Annotated in this window: 12 protein-coding genes; 4 read left to right on the top strand and 8 right to left on the bottom strand. The window is 73.2% G+C overall.

The genetic code is table 11. From position 1 onward, the window contains the following. From ACZ59A_RS15875 to ACZ59A_RS15860, 4 genes are all read right to left on the bottom strand, one after another. Positions 1–1329 carry an MFS transporter gene (locus ACZ59A_RS15875; protein WP_470958733.1) on the bottom strand — a complete coding sequence of 443 codons (1329 nt, stop codon included), beginning with the start codon at positions 1327–1329 and terminating at the stop codon, positions 1–3. Positions 1330–1400: 71 nt separating this feature from the next. Beyond that, positions 1401–3131: a thiamine pyrophosphate-binding protein gene (locus tag ACZ59A_RS15870; RefSeq protein ID WP_470958730.1), complete on the bottom strand. Its 1731-nt coding sequence runs from the start codon at positions 3129–3131 to the stop codon at positions 1401–1403. Between the two features lie 49 nt (positions 3132–3180). Next, positions 3181–4344 (bottom strand): NAD(P)/FAD-dependent oxidoreductase, encoded by a 1164-nt coding sequence (locus tag ACZ59A_RS15865; protein WP_470958727.1) that lies wholly within the window; start codon positions 4342–4344, stop codon positions 3181–3183. A gap of 150 nt (positions 4345–4494) precedes the next feature. Then, on the bottom strand, positions 4495–6000 hold the full coding sequence (locus tag ACZ59A_RS15860; RefSeq protein WP_470958724.1) for a cryptochrome/photolyase family protein: 1506 nt from the start codon (positions 5998–6000) through the stop codon (positions 4495–4497). Between the two features lie 199 nt (positions 6001–6199). Here ACZ59A_RS15860 and ACZ59A_RS15855 point away from each other — a divergent pair, with 199 nt between their 5' ends. Beyond that, positions 6200–7219, top strand: a complete 1020-nt coding sequence (locus tag ACZ59A_RS15855) for a DUF5954 family protein (RefSeq protein ID WP_470958721.1) — start codon at positions 6200–6202, stop codon at positions 7217–7219. Between the two features lie 13 nt (positions 7220–7232). Here ACZ59A_RS15855 and ACZ59A_RS15850 read toward each other — a convergent pair whose 3' ends face one another. From ACZ59A_RS15850 to ACZ59A_RS15835, 4 genes are all read right to left on the bottom strand, one after another. Continuing rightward, on the bottom strand, positions 7233–8111 hold the full coding sequence (locus tag ACZ59A_RS15850) for an SDR family oxidoreductase (protein WP_470958718.1): 879 nt from the start codon (positions 8109–8111) through the stop codon (positions 7233–7235). 187 nt (positions 8112–8298) lie between these two features. Then, on the bottom strand, positions 8299–9597 hold the full coding sequence (locus ACZ59A_RS15845; protein WP_470958715.1) for an MFS transporter: 1299 nt from the start codon (positions 9595–9597) through the stop codon (positions 8299–8301). Further along, positions 9594–10724, bottom strand: a complete 1131-nt coding sequence (locus ACZ59A_RS15840) for a PLP-dependent cysteine synthase family protein (RefSeq protein ID WP_470958712.1) — start codon at positions 10722–10724, stop codon at positions 9594–9596. Before ACZ59A_RS15840 ends, ACZ59A_RS15845 begins: the two co-directional genes overlap by 4 nt. 851 nt (positions 10725–11575) lie before the next feature. Continuing rightward, a complete protein-coding gene (locus ACZ59A_RS15835) occupies positions 11576–12034 on the bottom strand; it encodes a hypothetical protein (RefSeq protein WP_470958710.1) in 459 nt (152 codons plus the stop codon). A 262-nt stretch (positions 12035–12296) separates the two neighbouring features. Here ACZ59A_RS15835 and ACZ59A_RS15830 point away from each other — a divergent pair, with 262 nt between their 5' ends. The 3 genes from ACZ59A_RS15830 (at position 12297) to ACZ59A_RS15820 (ending at position 16846) form a co-directional block, all read left to right on the top strand. Further along, positions 12297–14987, top strand: coding sequence for a SpoIIE family protein phosphatase (locus ACZ59A_RS15830; protein WP_470958707.1), 2691 nt, complete (start codon positions 12297–12299; stop codon positions 14985–14987). Positions 14988–15104: 117 nt separating this feature from the next. After that, entirely contained in the window at positions 15105–16118 is a 1014-nt protein-coding gene (locus ACZ59A_RS15825) for a permease (RefSeq protein WP_470958704.1), read from the top strand. Continuing rightward, a complete protein-coding gene (locus ACZ59A_RS15820) occupies positions 16115–16846 on the top strand; it encodes a TIGR03943 family putative permease subunit (RefSeq protein WP_470958702.1) in 732 nt (243 codons plus the stop codon). The genes ACZ59A_RS15825 and ACZ59A_RS15820 overlap by 4 nt, the downstream gene beginning before the upstream one ends. Positions 16847–16852 lie beyond the last annotated feature (6 nt).

Genomic DNA, 16852 nt, shown 5'->3' with positions numbered 1-16852 from the left:
CTACTCCTTCGTCAGTTCGGTGCGGTGGGTCTCCTCGAGCGCTATCACGCAGATCAGCGAGATGACCGCCGCCCCGATCACATACCAGGAGACTGCCATGCCCGATCCGGTGGCGGACACCAGCGCGGCGGCGACCAGCGCCGCGGGTGCCCCGGCGACCACGCTGGACATCTGGTAGGCCACCGAGGCCCCGGTGTACCGGTAGCGGGTGGGGTACTGCTCGGCGTACAGGACGCTGTTGAGCGCCCCGGTGGGACCGTAGCCGCACACCAGCGCCAGGACGATCGCCAGCGCGATGAGATACGGGTTGCGCGTGTCGAGCAGCCAGAAGAAGGGGACCGCGAACAGGGCGATGAACAGGGTGCCCGCGAAGTACACGGGGCGGCGCCCGATCCGGTCCGACAGCGCGGCGTACAGCGGCATCGCCGGGAGCAGCAGCGCGGCGCCGATGAGCACCCCGCTCAGCGCCCAGGACTGCGGCAGCCCGAGGTCGCCTTCGACGTAGGACAGCGAGTACACGGTGAAGAGGTAGTAGCCGATCGTGGCCGCGGCCTGTACGAAGATCAGCAGGAGGGTCTGCTTCTTGGCGTGGCGCAGAACCTCCGCGAGGGGCATCTTGGGCCGCTTCCGCGCGTCCTTCAGCGCCTGGAACTCGGGCGGCTCGGGAAGCCGTTTCCGCAGGTAGAGGCCGAAGGCCACGAGCAGCCCGCTGAAGAGGAACGGGATCCGCCAGCCCCAGCTGAGGAACTGGTCCTCGGGCAGCAGCGAGAACAGCGCCACCATGCCCGCGGAGGCCAGCTGCCCCGCCGGTACGCCGAGCTGGCAGGCCGACGCGTACAGCCCGCGGCGTTTGGTGGGGGCGCTTTCGACGATGAGCAGCGCCGCGCCGCCCCATTCGCCGCCGAGCCCGATGCCCTGCAGCACGCGCAGGAACACCAGCAGGACGGGGGCGAGGACACCGACCTGTCCGACGGTGGGCAGCAGACCGATCGCGAAGGTGCCCAGGCCCATGATCAGCAGCGTGGTCACCAGGGCCTGCTTGCGGCTGAGCCGGTCGCCGAAGTGACCGAAGATGACGCCGCCGAGGGGACGGAAGAAGAACGCGACGCCGAAGGTGGCCAGGGAGGTCAGGGTGCCCGCGGTGGAGCCGAGGTCGGAGAAGAACACCTTGGGGAACACCACGGCCGCGGCGCTGCCGTAGAGGAAGTAGTCGTACCACTCGATGGCGGTGCCGGTGAAGCTCGCCCGGGCGGCCCGCATGGCGGTCGGATGGTCGACCGCCGGGGCGGCGGAATCAGGGGGCGTGGGGAGTACTGCGTGAGCCTCCATGAGCGGATCCTTCCGGGAACCTGCACGTGCTGTGAAGAGGGCGGACAAACGGGGACGGGGATGCGGCGGGGTCAGTAGACGGGGCGGCCGCTGGAGTGTCCGGTGAGCACGGCCTCCCAGGGCGCGACGGGCGGCGGCGCGTCCTTGTGCTCGGGTACGGGGACGTGCACGACCGACGGCCCCTGGCGCCCGGCCGACTCCTTGACCAGCACCTCCAGCCGGTCGAGCGTGGTGGCCCTGGCGCCGGGGATGCCCATGCCGGTGGCCAGCGGGACCGGGTCGATCGGCCCGGGGTCCACACCGAAGTAGCGCTGTTCGAGGAACAGGTGCTGGAGCATTTTGATCCAGCCCATCGAGGTGTTGTCCAGCACGACGTACGTGATGGGGAGCGCGAGGCGGGCCGCGGTCTCCCAGTCCCCGACGCCCATGGCCAGGCTGCCTTCGGTGGTCACGCACAGGATCCGCTCGCCCGGGTGGGCGACGGCCACGCCGATGGCCGAGGCGATGGCGTAGCCCATCGGGCCGTGGCCGCGGGGGATCACCACCCGCCAGCCCTCCCCCGCGCTCTCCCAGTACGCCGAGAGGTTCGGCGTCGGGGTGCCGGGGTCGGCCACCACCCAGGCCCGCGGGCCGAACACCCGGTGCAGGACCCGGATCACCTCGCGGGGCGGGAGCAGGCCCTCGCCCGGGTCCGGCGGCTCTTCGGCGGCGGCCCGCGCCCAGGTGTCCCGTGCGGTGGCGATGCCCGCCTCCCGGGCCGCCCCGGTCGCGGCGGGGGCGGCCGGGAGCTGCTCGCGCAGCTGGTCCAGCACGGTCGCCGCGTCGCCGACGAGGGGCACGCTGCCGGGGAAGTTCCGGCCCGCACGGGAGGCGTCGGTGTCGATCTGCGCCACCCGGACACCGGGGTCGCGGGGCGGGGAGGTGTAGCCGTTGGTGTCGGTGGCATTGGCCCGGCTGCCCACGATGAGCACGGCATCGGCACCGGCCAGGTACTCGTTGGCGTAGCCGCGGCAGCCGTTTCCGCCCGCGACACCGAGGGAGAGCGGATGGTCCTCCGGGACCGCGCCCTTGCCGTGGATCGTGGTGGCCACCGGGAGCGCACCGTGCTCGGCGAGGGCGAGCAGCTCCCGCCAGGCGCCCGAGGCGTGGACACCGCCGCCCGCGAAGATCACGGGCCGCTCGGCGCGGGCGAGATCGGCGGCCACGCCCGCGACGGCGAACTCGGCGGCGCCGGGGCGGGCGGCCGGGAGCGCGGGATCGCCCTCGGGTACGGCGGCCGCCGCGTGTTCCTCCAGCACGTCCTCGGGGAGGATCAGCGCGACCGGTCCGGGGCGGCCGCCGGTGGCGGTGGCGACGGCCTCCGCGACCAGCGCGGGGATGTCCGCGGCGCGTTCGGCGGTGCGGCACCACTTGGTGACGGCGCCGAAGAGGGCCTCCTGGTCGATCTCGGTGATGGCGCCGGAGCCACGGCTGCGCCGGTGGATGTCGCTGGTGATCGCCAGGACGGGCACGCCGGAGGCGTACGCCTCGCCCAGCCCACCGGCCAGGTAGACGGCGCCACCGCCGCTGGACGCCTCGCACACGCCGATCCGCCGGAGTGTTCTGGCGTAGCCGTCGGCCATGTAGCCCGCGTGCCGTTCGTCCCGGGCCAGTACGTGGCGCAGGGCGTCGGTACGCCGCGCGAGCACGTCGTACAGGACGACGCCGGTGTCGCCGGGGACGCCGAAGAGGGTGTCGACGCCGTGCCGGACGAGCGTGTCGACGAGCAGTTCGGCCCCGGTCGGATTCGTGTCGCGAGCCATGTCCGTGTCGCAAGCCATGTCCGTGTCGCAAGCCATGGGGGGGCTCCGTTCAGAAGACGGCGGTTTCGAGTTCGAGCGCCCGGTCGGTGAACCGGGACAGCCGCAGCGCGGAGAGGTCCAGCGGCGGGGTACCGGTCAGCCACCACTCGGCGAGCGCCGCGCCGACGGCCGGGGACTGCATGAAGCCGTGGCCGGAGAAGCCCGCCGCGACCCACAGCCCGGGCACCTCGTCGACCGGGCCGACGATCGCGTGGTCGTCGGCGGTCATCTCCCGCAGCCCGGCCCAGCCGCGGGTGACCTCCAGCCCTTCCAGCGAGGGGAAGCGGTGGGTCAGCGCACCGGCCAGGGACTCGACCCGCGACCAGTCCACCGTCGCCTGTTCGCTGCTGGGCGCGGAGCGGTCGTTGCCGCCGACGATCGCCGTCCCGGCCGCCTCGGGGTGCACATACGCGCCGCTGGTCATGTCGACGGCGAGCGGCAGCCCGCCGTGCAGGGCGGGCAGCGGGCCGGTGGCGAACGCCTGCCGGGGGTGCGGCCGTACGGGGATGTCCACCCCGCACAGCCGCCCCACCCCGCGGACCTGCGGCCCCGCGGCGAGCACGACCAGCTCGGCGTCGAGCGTCCCGTCGGCGGTCCGGACGCCGCGTACCGTGCCGTCGGTGTCCGTGACGAGCCCGCGGAACTCGGTGTGCTGCCGGACCTCCACCCCGCGGGCCCGCGCTCCGCGCAGATATCCGGCGACGGCGTCGGCCGGGGAACCGGATCCGTCGTCGGCGGAGTAGGTCGCGCCGAGCAGGTCGTCGGTCCGGATCCCGGGAAAGATGTCGGCCGCCTGCCGGGGGTCGAGCATCGTCACATCGACGCCGAGCGACCGCTGCAGTTCCGCGTTCTTTTCGAAGATTCCGAGGGTGGCGGCATCCGAGATGAGGAAAAGATAACCGTGCTGCCGGAAATGCATCGGCGCCCCGGTCATTTCCTCGAAGTCGCGCCAGAACGGGAGCGAGCGGCGCACCAGCTCGATATTCACGCGCGTCGAGAACTGCTGCCGGATGCCGCCGGTCCCGTACGCGGTCGTGCCTTCTCCCGGCAGTCCGCGTTCCACCACGGTGATATCGCGGTATCCGCGTGCGCTCAGGTGGAATGCGACAGAGGTGCCGATCACGCCGCCGCCGACAATGATGACGCGGCCGCCGTTCAGTGTTTCCCGGCGCAATTGGAACCTCCTGAAGGGCATGCGGGGCACGGTGTTGCGTCAGTTCTAGACCCGGCACCCACCGCGGACAAGAGGCGTGAGATGCAGCGATACTTCACGCGCCGTAAAGCTTTCGTTCACCTCCCTCTCCAAGGGGAATTCGCAAAGCCGTCACGGCGCGGCGTCGCCGCGCTCCGCGGCCCGCGCGAGGACCTCCGGCAGATCGCCCAGCCGGTCCAGCCCCCGTACCGCCCGGACCATGCGGTGGTTCCCGGCCAGGCGCCCCCGGTGCCGGTGCAGGAAGGCCCAGTAGCCGGTGGTGTACGGGCAGGCCCGCTCACCGGTCCGGTCCCCCGGGCGGTAGGCGCAGGGGCCGCAGAGATCGCTCATCCTGTTGAGGTACGCCCCGCCCGAGGTGTACGGCTTGGTCGTCATGAGCCCGCCGTCGGCGTACTGCGACATGCCGACGACGTTCGGCAGCATCACCCAGTCGTATCCGTCGACGAAGCAGCGGTGGAACCAGTCGGTGACCGCCGCCGGGTCCCAGCCGTCCTGGAGCGCACGGCTGCCGAGCACCATCAGCCGCGGGATGTGGTGGGTCCACCCGGTGTCCCGGACCTGGGCCAGCACCGTGGACAGGCAGCGCGCGGTCACCGCGTCGGCGTCCAGCTCCAGGAACCAGCCGGGCAGCGGGGCGGTGTGGCGCAGTGCGTTGCGGCCGCGGTAGTCCTCGCCGAAGTGCCAGTACAGCTGCCAGACGTACTCCCGCCAGCCGGCGATCTGCCGTACGAACCCCTCGACCCCGGCCAGCGGCGCGGCGCCGTCGCGCCACGCGCGCTCCGCCAGCTCCACGCACTCGGCCGGATGCAGCAGCCCGAGGTTGAGCGGTGCCGACAGCAGGCTGTGGCACATCACCGGGTCCGCCGCGAGCATCGCGTCCTCGTACGGCCCGAAGCAGGGCAGCCGGTGGGTCACGAAGTGGCGCAGCGCGGCCCGCGCCTCGCGCCGGGTCGCGGGAAAGCGCCGCGGGCCGTCCCGGCCGACGAAGGAGACCGTGCCGTCGCGTTCCCAGCGGTCCAGGTCGTGCCGCACCCGGTCGTCGATCTCGTCCTCGTCGGGGCGCCAGGGTCCGGGCGCGTCGAGGGTGCGCGCCCGGGGCGGTGGTTCGCGGTTCTGCCGGTCGAAGTTCCACCGGCCGCCCGCGGGCTCGCCGCCGTCCATCAGCAGCTCGTGTCCGCGGCGCACCCAGTGGTAGAAGTCCTCCATCCGCAGGCGGCCATGGGCGTGTTCCCCGGCCCATGCGGCGAAGTCGGCCATCGGCACCAGGAAGCCCTTCGCGGGGAGCACGTCGACCTGGCCCAGGGAGCCGACCAGCTCCAGCGCCCGGCGGGAGGTGGGGTGGCAGACCGTCACCCGGTCCCGGCCTGCCGCCTCGGCCAGCCCCTCGCGGTACGTCCGGGCCCGGACGTACCGCACCCGGTCACCGAGTTCGGCCGCCCGGTGGCGCATCGCCGACAGCAGCAGATGCGCCTTGGCCCGGTGGAAGCGACGGCGGCTCAGCACCGACGTCGCCTCGATCATGATCAGCGGGGCCTGTGCGTCGGGGCCATGGCGGCGGTGGTCGGCGAAGTGCGGACCGAGCTGGTCCCCGAAGAGCCAGTGCCGACGTGTCGTCATCCTTCGAACTCCTCCCCGTGAAAACTGATATGTCAGGCTATGGGCCATGGCCGTCCGCCCGTCCACGACGCGCCACGCATGCCGCTCCGCCGACCGCCCGGCGACCGGCGGACAGGCAGTAGTGACATCGGATTTAAGGCTTTTGATCACTTGAGGCGTTCCCGCCCGTTTGCCGCCCAGGGCCCTCGACAATGTGCGCATGGCCGAACACTGGAAGCGAAAGCTGGACCGGCTCCACGCGGATCTGGTGCGGCGCGACGATCCCGCCGCCTGGGTGACCGAAGCCGACGCCGTGGACGCGTCCTCCCGCTACCCGCATCTCGCGCTCCGCGGCCCCGTCTTCGGCCTGGCCGTACAGGACCCCGCCGCCGGGGAGCACTGGCAGCTGGTGAAGCCGGTGACCAGCGGCACGCCCCAGGAGGCCCGGGACGAGCTGAACTCGCTCCTGTGGTTCAGGGCCCGGGACGACACCGACGACGCCGCCACCCGCCGCGAGCTGCTGGCGGCCGTCGCCCGGCTCGAGAAGGAGCCGCTCGACGAGGCGACCGTGCTCGGGGTGCGCTACCGGGTGGTGCGCGGGGACGAGTTCGCCCGCACCGGCGAGCACAACCTGGAGCCGCCGCGGCCCACCGACCCGGAGCCGTCCATCGTCTCCTGGGACGGACGCCACGAGGCCCGGTCGCCCGACACCGGGTTCGTGCTGGACCCCGAGCAGGACGAGGCCGGGCTGATGGCGGGCGCCATGAAGCTGGCGCTGAGCACCTTCGCCTACTCCGGACCGCGGTTCCCCGCCGTCGTGCGCAAGCACTCCGAGCGGGCCGTCACCACCCACCCCGACATCGTCCTGCTGCCCGTCGGCTTCGGCGTGGCCGAGCGCGCCGGGCAGCGGTGGCGGCCGCAGGGCGCCCTGATGCCCACGCCGCACGACGCGCGGCGGCTGCTCTACCAGGGGATGGCCGAAATGTGGCCGCTGCTCTACGAATACAGCGACAGCAAGCGGGCGGTGTACGCACGGGCCGCCGAGGAGTTCAGACGCGCCCGCCGGGCCGACGAGGCCCGCGTGGAGGGCCGTCTGTTCCGCATCTGCCGGATCGAGCGGATGGTGCGCAGCGGCCGCGACGGGCCGGAACCGCCGCGCCCCTCGGACCTCGACAACTACGGCCCCATGAAGATGCACCCGACCATGGACGAGCACGGCACCATCCTCGACAACGGCTGAGCCCGCTGGCGGTTCAGCCCTCCGCGGCCGCCCGGTCCGCGTGGCCCCCGGCCCCGAGCAGTCCGGTCGCCTCGAAGCGGGTCCGCTCGGCCAGCCGGGGCAGCTCCCGCGTGGAGAACCACGTGACCAGCGGCGGCAGCAGGGGGCGGACCGGCTGGGCCAGGCGCAGCCAGGGCGGGGCGTAGGCGGTGGCGGCGCGGCGCTCGATGGCGGACACCATGCGCGCGGCGACCGCACCGGCGGGGTGGACGCGCCTGGCCGGTGGCGGCATATGGGCGCGCAGTTCCCTCAGCACCCCGTACCGGTCCGCGTCGCGGATCATGTCGGTGGCGGTCCAGCTGAGATAGCCGATGCCGACACCGACCCCCTGGTGGGCGAGTTCGGCGCGCAGTGACTGGGCGAAGGACTCGGCACCCGCCTTCGAGGCGCAGTACGCGCTCATCATGGGCGCGGAGCCGAAGGCGGCCGTCGAGGCGATCTGGAGGAAGTAGCCGCGGGTGGCGAGCAGTCCGGGCAGAAAGGCCCGTGCGGTGTTCGCGCTGCCGATGAGGTTCACCTCGATGACGCGCCGCCAGGTGGCCGGATCCGATTCCCCGAAGGGCCCGCCCTCGGCCACGCCCGCGTTGGCGACGACCACCGACGGGGTGCCGACGCGGTCGTGGATCTGCCCGGCCACCCGGGCCATCGCCGCGTCGTCGGCCACGTCCGCCTCGTACGTGTGGGTTTCCGTGGAGAGCGAGTCGGCCACCTGCGCGAGGGTTTCCTCTTCCCGGCCGAGGAGGACGACGCGTGCGCCGCGCCCGGCCAGTTCCCGGACCATGGCCGCGCCCAGTCCGCGGGCGGCACCGGTCACGACGGCGAGGCGTCCGGTCAGGGGGCTGGGGTTCGGCACGTGGCGCTCCCTGGTCGTAGGACGGGGCTGAGGCGACCGTACGGGCCCGGGCCCGGCCGCGGCGCGATCACCGCCGTGGCCGCCGGGCGGTGGCACCTGTTCGGCGGTGGCACGCGGCGTGCCCCCGCCGGTGGCCGGTCATGGCCACCGGCGGGGGCGCCGTCGCATCTCCGCGGGTCCGCTCCTGTCAGGCCGCCGCGGGGCGGGGCTCGGGCACGACCGGTGCCAGTCGGCCCGTGCGGTGCAGTCCGAAGAGCGCCGCCGCGCAGGACAGGCCGAGCGCGAGCAGCACGATCCACGGGACGGCGGGCATGCCCGCCTCGCGCGCCGCGTCCAGCGCCGCGCCGGTGAGCAGGTTCCCGAGGGTGATGCCGACCCCGCAGATGGTGTTGTACAGCCCGTAGTGGGTGGCGACGAGCCGCTCCCCCGAGAGCCGGACGATGGTGTCCATCTCGAACGGGTAGGCGATCATCGTGCCCACTGCGAGCAGGAACGCGGCGAGCGCGGGCGGCACGGCCGCGAGGATCCACCGGCCGGGTCCGCCGTCCGGCACCGGCAGCGCGGTCGCCACCAGCAGCGGCAGGAAGGCCACGCCCATGAGGGCCAGCCCCCAGCCCAGGGCCCGCCCGGGCGCCATGCGGGCCTTGCACCACGCGGTCACCCGGGTCTGCCCGACGATGGTGCTCAGCCCGGAGACGGCGAAGAGCAGCGCCACCGCCGCGGTGCCGAACTCCCCTTCGCCGCCGAGCCGCCGTACCTCCAGCGGCAGGGCCAGATAGACCTGGAAGGACAGCACATACGAGCCGATCATGGCGACGGAGAACAGCAGGAACGGCCGGTTGGCCACGATCCCGCGCCACTGGGTCAGCACCCGCTCACGGCCCTCCGTCCCGGGGACCGGGACGTCATCGGCGCGGCGGGCGGGCAGCGACCGGATCTGCACGACGCTCAGCAGCGCGAAGATCCCGGCCGAGACCAGGCAGGTGACCTGGAAGTCGACGCCCGTCAGCACCATGCCCACCAGCGGGCCGAGCAGGATTCCGGCCTGGTAGAAGATGTTGAACAGTGCGAACGCCTCCACCCGGCGCTCCCCCGCGTCCGCGGCCAGATAGGCCCGGACCGCCGGGTTGAACAGGGCCCCGGCGAGTCCGGTGGCCGCCGAGGCGGCCAGCAGCGCGGGCAGCGACTCCACCAGCCCGAGCGTCGCGAAACCGGCGGTGCGCAGCACACACCCCGCCACGATCAGCGGCTTGTAGCCGAACCGGTCGGCCAGGGCGCCGCCGACCAGGAACATGCCCTGCTGGCTGAAGTTCCGTACGCCCAGGACGAGTCCGACCAGCCACCCGGCGAGCCCGAGCGTCCCGGACAGATGCGCGGCCAGATAGGGCATGAGCATGTAGAAGCCGAGGTTGATGGTGAACTGGTTCACCATCAGCAGCTGGACACTGCGCTCGTACGAACGCACCTGGGTGAGCGTCGCCTTCATCGGGCGGCCTCCGGTGCGGCCGGGGCGGCGCGCCGTGAAGGACCGGCCGGAGCGCCCGGGGCGAGCGGGTCGACCACGGCGGTGCAGCGGGTCCAGCGGGCCACTTCCCGCTCGCCGGGGTGCCCCATCGAGTCCGGTTCGGATGCGGGCGGCTGATCCAGCAGGCCGTTGGCGGCGCAGTAGTCGTCGTTGTACACGGTGTCCAGATACCGCTGCGGACCGTCCGGGAACACCGCGACGATACGGGCGTCCGAGGGGTGGGTACGGGCCAGCCACCCGGCGACCAGAGCGACCGCGCCCACGCTCCAGCCACCGGTGGCGTAGTGCGAGGAGGCCAGTTGACGGCACGTCCACACCGCCTCGTGCGGGGCGACCCAGTGGACCTCGCTGAAGTTGTCGTAGGCGACGTTGCGGGGATAGATGCTCGACCCCAGGCCGCGCATCAGCCGGGTGCGGGCGGGCTGCCCGAAGATCGTCGAGCCGATGGTGTCCACCCCGACCACCGTGATCTCGGGGTAGAGCTGGCGCAGCACCCGGGAGACCCCCGCGGAGTGTCCGCCGGTGCCCACGCTGCACACCAGGATGTCGATGTGGCCGAACCGGGAGGCCAGTTCGAGGGCGAGCGGGGTGTAGGCGGCGGTGTTGTCGGGGTTGTTGTACTGGTCGGGGCACCAGGAACCGGCGCGCCGGGCGAGGAGTTCGGTCACCCGGTCGCGGCGGGCCTGCTGCCACCCGCCCTCCGGATGCGGTTCGGTGACCATGTCGACCCAGGCTCCGTAGGCGGTCAGCAGCCGGGTCATCGACGGCTCCAGGCCGGGGTCGGTGACGAGGGTGACGGGATGGCCGTACACCAGACCGGCCAGGGCGAGGCCGAGGCCCAGCGTGCCGCTGGTCGACTCGACGATCGCGCCGCCGGGGCGCAGGTCTCCACGGGCGCGCGCCCGTTCGACCATGTGCAGACCGGGCCGGTCCTTGATGCCGCCGGGGTTGAAGCCCTCCAGCTTGGCCCAGAAGCCGCGGCCCGCCGGGGCCAGCGGCTCGGACACCCGCAGGACGGGCGTGTTGCCCACCAGCCCGGACAGGCCGGGGACGGTGGGGGTGGCGTCGTTGAGAGTCGGAGATCGCATCTGTCCGCTTTCGATGGTTGATGGCTCGTCGGATGCTCATCTCGGGCACGGTGCAGCGCGGTGGGGCATGCACCGATCCGCGTCCGGCCGCCGAAGGGCGGCGGCCGGGGCGCGGGCCACGGCGGTCGGCTCTATATGCGCCACCGACTGGTCGAGCAGAGGGTGGATCTGATCGTCGGCGCGCGCAGGGAGAGCGTGTGCGGGCGGTCCGGACGCGCCGCGGGGACCACGGTCCGGCAGGTCTCGGCCGCGACGGAGGCGGGAAGGGCACGTGCCGACGGATGCGCGGCCCGGCCGGACGTTTCCTGGGGCGCGGGCGCACAGTGCTCGGGGCCCGCGGGCGCGTCAGCGGATGGCTGCCCGGCGGTGTCGGCGGCTGGGGACAGCCGGGAGCCGTCGGCAACCTGCGTACCCGCGACGGGTTCCGCACCGGCCGCATGGCCGAGGCAGGTGGTTCCGGTCAGCAGCAGTGCGCTCAGGACGAGCGTCAGGAGACGGCGAGACCATAACGGGCCGCGGGCGGCCCGGGAATGAGGGCGTGGGACAGGGATCGGCACGGTTTCTCCGCATGGCGGCCGCCCTCCCGCCGCGCGGGGCGGGAGGTGGCGGACTGGAGTCGGCTGGGAAACGGAAGACGGGCGCCGGTGGGCGACCAGGTCCGAGACCGAGCCGTACTAGGGGGTGTCTTGCCGGTCAGGCCGGATCAGCGAGCGGCGTCAGGGGGCACCTCCCAGCGGTAGCTGGGGGAGGCGCCGCGTGCGACGAGCGCTGGGCCGCGAGGTGCCGCCCGCCGCGGCAGCGGCTGATGTCACAGCGGCGTCGGGAGCCCGGCCTGACCGGCGAGGCATCCCCTAAACGCGCAGAACCGCGGTCCGCTGGAGATCGTGCGAGGGGGAACCGGCCGCCGGGGTCGCGACCGGGCGCGAGGACGAGATGTGCCCCGCCGCGGCGGGCGCGCCCTCGGCCGGGAGAGCGGGACACGGGGCGGCGGGCTCGGGCCCCTGCTCGGGCTGTGCGAGCACGCATTCGTGCGCGGAGTGGGCCGCCTCGTCGTCATGATGACGCCCCGCGGCCCCGGACTCCGAGGTCTCTTCCGCGGCCTCCGCCACCGTCTCTTCCGGGGCCTCGCCGTACGCGGCGGATGCCACCGGGGAGGACGCGCAGCCGGTCAGATGGCCGGATACGGCTTCGGCGCTCACGGCGTGCAGGGAAACGAAGCCGAGCAGGAGGGCGGCCAGGCACAGCAGACGCAGCGGGCTCGCCACCACGCGAGCCCGCCGGATACCGAAACGCGACCGGGCCGTGACCATGCGGTGATCCTAAGCGTTCCGTACGGCTACGCTGCGATACCGCTCGGGAGCATGTCGTTAACAAGCCAGACACGCGCCGCGCGCGGTACGCACCCCTCCGGGCCACAGCCGGGACCCCGGCCGCGGATAACCCGGCGACCAGGTATTGCGCTCGGTCACGGATCGGCCGGAACATGATCCTCCGCGCGGGGAGGGCTAGCAGACGACCCCGAATGATCTTGCCCCTGTCGAGTGGCCGGAGGGGAATGTTATAAATGCCGACATGAGCAATTTTGCTCGTATGGTCCGGGGCCGAATAGGGGCGCTGTCTCGGGCGCCGAGCCTCGCCGGACAGGTCTTCATCCTTCAGGTCCTCCTCACACTCGTCCTCGTCTCCCTGGCGGTGGCGGCGCTTGTGCTGGAGGCCCGGAGCCATGCCACGGACGAGGCCCGCCAGCGGTCGCTGGCCGTCGCCAGAACGTTCGCGGAGGGGCCCGGGATCGCCCGGGCCATGGCGGGCGACCACCCGACTTCGCTGCTCCAGCCCCACGCCGAGGAGACGAGAAAGCGCACCGGCGTCGACAGCGTCGTGGTCTTCGACCGGCAGGGAATGCGCCTCACCCACCCCGAGACGGCATTGATCGGCAAGCGGATCATCGGGCCCGACTCGGTGGTGCGGCAGGAGCTGGCCGGAAAGACGATCGCCCGGACCTTCCGGGCGAGCCAAGGCCCCTCCGTGATCTCGGCGGTCCCGGTCACCACGTCCGACGGCACGCTGGTGGGCGGGGTCTCGGTCGGGGTCCGGATCGAGAGCGTGGACAGCGCCGTGGACCGCCAGCTGCCGCTGCTGCTCGGCGCCGGTGGCGCGGGCCTCGCCCTGGCGACGGCCGGGACGGCGCTGGCCAGCAGGCGGCTGCGGCGGCAGACCCACGGCCTGGGGCCCGCCGAGATGACGCGCATGTACGCCCACCACGACGCGGTGCTGCACTCGGTCCGGGAAGGCGTGCTGATCATGGACGCCGACGGGCGGCTCCTGCTGGTCAACGACGAGGCCCGGCGGCTGCTCCAGCTGACCTCCGACACCGACGGGCGGCTCGCCACCGAACTCGGCCTCGAACCGGGGCTGACCCGGCTGCTGGCCGCGGGGCAGCCCGTCACCGACGAGGTGCACGCCGCCGGGAACCGGCTGCTGGCCGTCAACATCCGGCCCACCGACCGGGCCGGCGGCCCCGCCGGGAGCGTGGCGACGCTGCGGGACACCACCGAGCTGCGCGCGCTGTCCGGCCGGGCCGAGGCGGCGAGCGAGCGGCTGCGGCTGCTGTACGAGGCCGGGGTACGGATCGGCTCCACCTTGGAGCTGACCGGCACCGCGGAGGAGCTGGTGGGGGTGGCCGTCCCCCGGTTCGCCGACATCGCCACCGTCGAACTGCTGGAGCCGGTGCTGCGCGGCGAGGAACCGGCGGCGCTCCCCGGCGTACTGCACCGTACGGCGGTCGGCGGCGTATCCCCCGGACACCCGCTCTTCCGCTCGGGCGAGAAGGCCGTCCATCCGCCGTCCTCGCCGCAGCGCCAAGCGCTGGAGAGCGGACAGGCCGTCCTGCGCGCCGACCTGCGCGACGCCACGGACGCCGCGGAGGAGCCCGCCGGGTACGCGGCAGAGGCCCGGCGCCTGCTCGACCAGGACATCCACTCGCTGATCACGGTTCCGCTGCGCTTCCGCGACGTCACCCTGGGCGTGGCCACCTTCTGCCGGACCCGGCCGAGCGCACCGTTCGACGACGAGGACCTGGTGATCGCCGGGGAGCTGGCCGCGCGCACCGCGGCGTGCGTCGACAACGCGCGCCGCTACACCCGCGAGCACACCATGGTCACCACCCTCCAGCGCAATCTGCTGCCCGGCGCGCTGCCCGACCAGGACGCCGTGGAGGTGGCCTCCCGCTATCTGCCCGCGCGGGCCGGGGTGGGCGGGGACTGGTTCGACGTGCTCCCGCTCTCCGGAGCCCGGGTAGCCCTGGTCGTCGGGGACGTGGCCGGACAGGGACTGCACGCGGCGGCCACCATGGGCCGGCTGCGCACCGCGGTCCAGAACTTCTCGGCGCTGGACCTGCCTCCCGACGAGGTCCTCGCCCTCCTGGACGAACTGGTCGCCCGGCTCGACCTGGAGCGCGAGTCGGACGCCGACAGCACGCGCATCACCGGCGCCACCTGCCTGTACGCGATCTACGACCCGGTCTCCGGCCGGTGCAGCATGGCCCGGGCCGGGCACCCGGGCCCCGTACTGGCCTATCCGGACGGCACCGTGAACCTCCCCGAGGTACCGGCCTCGCCGCCGCTGGGCCTGGGAGGGGAACCCTTCGAGGCGGCCGACCTGCCGGTGCCCGAGGGCAGCCGACTGATCCTGTACACCAACGGACTTGTCGCGAGCCACGACCGGGACCACGACACCGGCCTGGCCCTCCTGTGCCGCACCCTCTCCGCCAACCCGGACCTCGACCCCGGCGACACCGGCCAGGAGCTGTTCTCGACCGTGCTCCCGGCCCGTCCAAGCGATGACGCCGCCCTGCTGGTGGCCCGCACCCGGCTGCTCGACCCGGAGAACGTGGCCGAGTGGGAGGTCCCCTCCGACCCGGCGGCGGTCGCCCCGCTCCGCGCCGCCTGCGCCCAGCGGATACGGGACTGGGGGCTGGGCGACACCGTCGACGCCGCCGAGCTGGTCATCAGCGAACTGGTCACCAACGCCCTGCGGTACGGCGCCCCTCCCGTACGGATACGCCTGCTGCGCGGCCGCAGCCTGATCTGCGAGGTGTCCGACGGCAGCAACACCTCGCCCCATCTGCGGCGGGCCGGACTGACCGACGAGGGCGGCCGGGGCCTGTTCCTGGTCTCGCAGCTCGCCTGGCGCTGGGGCACCCGCTACACCGCGGACGGAAAGGTCATCTGGGCCGAGCAGACGCCGCCCCGCCCCGGCGGATGACCCCGTACACGGCCGCTTCACCCCGAAGATCACAGTGAGAAGCGATGGCTGATCCGGCGTACTGAAGGGGGAGGGGAACCACCCTCGACGCTCTTCCACGCCGGAGGTACCTCACCCGTGACCCTCACCAAAGCGCCCCCGGCCCGGGACGGCCGCCGGGACGGCGCGGACGCTCCCCGGGGCCGACGGTTCAACTCCTCCCTCGTCCTGGCCCTGTTGCTGGTCCTGGTGGTGGCGCTGCAGGGGCCGGTTCGCGGGGCGTTGTCCGCGCCGGTGATGCAGAGCTGGATGACGGTGTTCGTGGCGGTGGTCGTCCAGGCCCTGCCGTTCCTCGTCCTCGGCGTGCTGCTGTCGGCCGTCATCGCGGTGTTCGTGCCACCGTCGTTCTTCGCCCGCGCACTGCCCCGGAACCCCGCCCTCGCGGTGCCGGTCGCCGGGGTGGCCGGGGCGGTGCTGCCCGGCTGCGAATGCGCCTCCGTACCGGTGGCCGGGGCGCTCGTACGACGGGGTGTCACCCCGGCGGCGGCGCTGGCGTTCCTGCTGTCCGCCCCCGCGATCAACCCGATCGTGCTGACCGCCACGGCCGTCGCGTTTCCCGGCGAGCCGCGCATGGTCCTCGCCCGGTTCGCGGCGAGTCTGCTCGTGGCATGTGCGATGGGCTGGCTGTGGCAACGGCTGGGCCGTACCGACTGGATGCGGCCACCGGCCCACCCGTCGCTCGACGGCCTCGGCAAGGGTGCGGCGTTCTGGGGCTCGATACGCCACGATGTGATGCACGCGGGCGGCTTCCTGGTCGTGGGCGGGATGACCGCGGCCACCCTCAAGGCCATGGTGCCCGCGAGCTGGCTGCACACGGCGGCCGGTAACCCCGTGGTGGCGATCCTCGCCCTGGGGCTCCTCGCGGTGGTGTTGTCGATCTGCTCCGAGGCCGACGCGTTCGTGGCCGCGTCGCTGTCGCAGTTCTCGCTCACCGCCCGGCTGGCGTTCCTCGTGGTGGGGCCGATGATCGACCTGAAGCTGTTCGCCATGCAGGCCGGTACGTTCGGCCGCGGGTTCGCGCTGCGGTTCGCCCCCGCCACCTTCACCGTGGCCGTCCTTGCGTCGGCGCTGGTCGGGGCGGTGCTGCTGTGAACCGACAGGCCCAGGCAGCCGCGCTGTTCCTCCTCGGCGTGGCCGTGCTGCACGCCGGGTTCACCGACCTCTATCTGCGTTACGTCAAGGCCGGGTTGCGCCCGTTGCTGCTCGCGGCCGGTGTCGTGCTGATCGCCACCGCCGTCGCCACCGTCCGGTACGAACTGCGGCCACGGCGCGACCGGTCCGGACCGGAGCACGGAGACGGCCACGGCCACCGCGAACCGCGCGTGTCCTGGCTGCTGGTGCTGCCCCTGTTCGCTCTCATCCTGGTCGCCCCGCCCGCGCTGGGCTCCTACAGCGCCATGCACGCGGGCACGGCCCTGCAACGGCCGCCCTGGGGCTTCCCCACTCTCCCCGCCCGCGACACCCTCTCCCTCAACGTGGCCGACTACGCGGGCCGCGCGGTCTACGACCACGGCCGTTCCCTCCGCGGCCGCCACATCAAGATCACCGGCTTTGTCGCCCTCGACCGCCGCGGCGCGCCCTATCTCGTGCGCATGGCGCTCAACTGCTGCGCCGCCGACGCGCTGCCCGTCAAGGTCGGCCTGTCCGGGCGGACTCCCCCGGTCCTGCGGCCCGACACCTGGCTCGAGGTCACCGGCACCTACACGCCCAAGCGCACCAGGGACCCGGTGGGCGGGGGTGCCATTCCGTACCTCGACGTCAGCCGGGCCACCCCGGTCCCGGTACCGCGCGACCCGTACGACGAGAGCTGGAACGGCTGAGCCGCG

It is taken from the genome of Streptomyces sp. NPDC040405, assembly GCF_055595765.1.
Note: the sequence above shows the minus strand (reverse complement) of the source record. Positions and strands in the feature narration are given on the sequence as shown.

Coding starts and splice junctions, on each gene's coding strand:
- ACZ59A_RS15870 (WP_470958730.1), bottom strand. CDS start 3,131: ATGGCTCGCGACACGAATCCGACCGGGGCCGAACTGCTCGTCGACACG.
- ACZ59A_RS15845 (WP_470958715.1), bottom strand. CDS start 9,597: ATGAAGGCGACGCTCACCCAGGTGCGTTCGTACGAGCGCAGTGTCCAG.
- ACZ59A_RS15840 (WP_470958712.1), bottom strand. CDS start 10,724: ATGCGATCTCCGACTCTCAACGACGCCACCCCCACCGTCCCCGGCCTG.
- ACZ59A_RS15855 (WP_470958721.1), top strand. CDS start 6,200: ATGGCCGAACACTGGAAGCGAAAGCTGGACCGGCTCCACGCGGATCTG.
- ACZ59A_RS15860 (WP_470958724.1), bottom strand. CDS start 6,000: ATGACGACACGTCGGCACTGGCTCTTCGGGGACCAGCTCGGTCCGCAC.
- ACZ59A_RS15835 (WP_470958710.1), bottom strand. CDS start 12,034: ATGGTCACGGCCCGGTCGCGTTTCGGTATCCGGCGGGCTCGCGTGGTG.
- ACZ59A_RS15875 (WP_470958733.1), bottom strand. CDS start 1,329: ATGGAGGCTCACGCAGTACTCCCCACGCCCCCTGATTCCGCCGCCCCG.
- ACZ59A_RS15830 (WP_470958707.1), top strand. CDS start 12,297: ATGAGCAATTTTGCTCGTATGGTCCGGGGCCGAATAGGGGCGCTGTCT.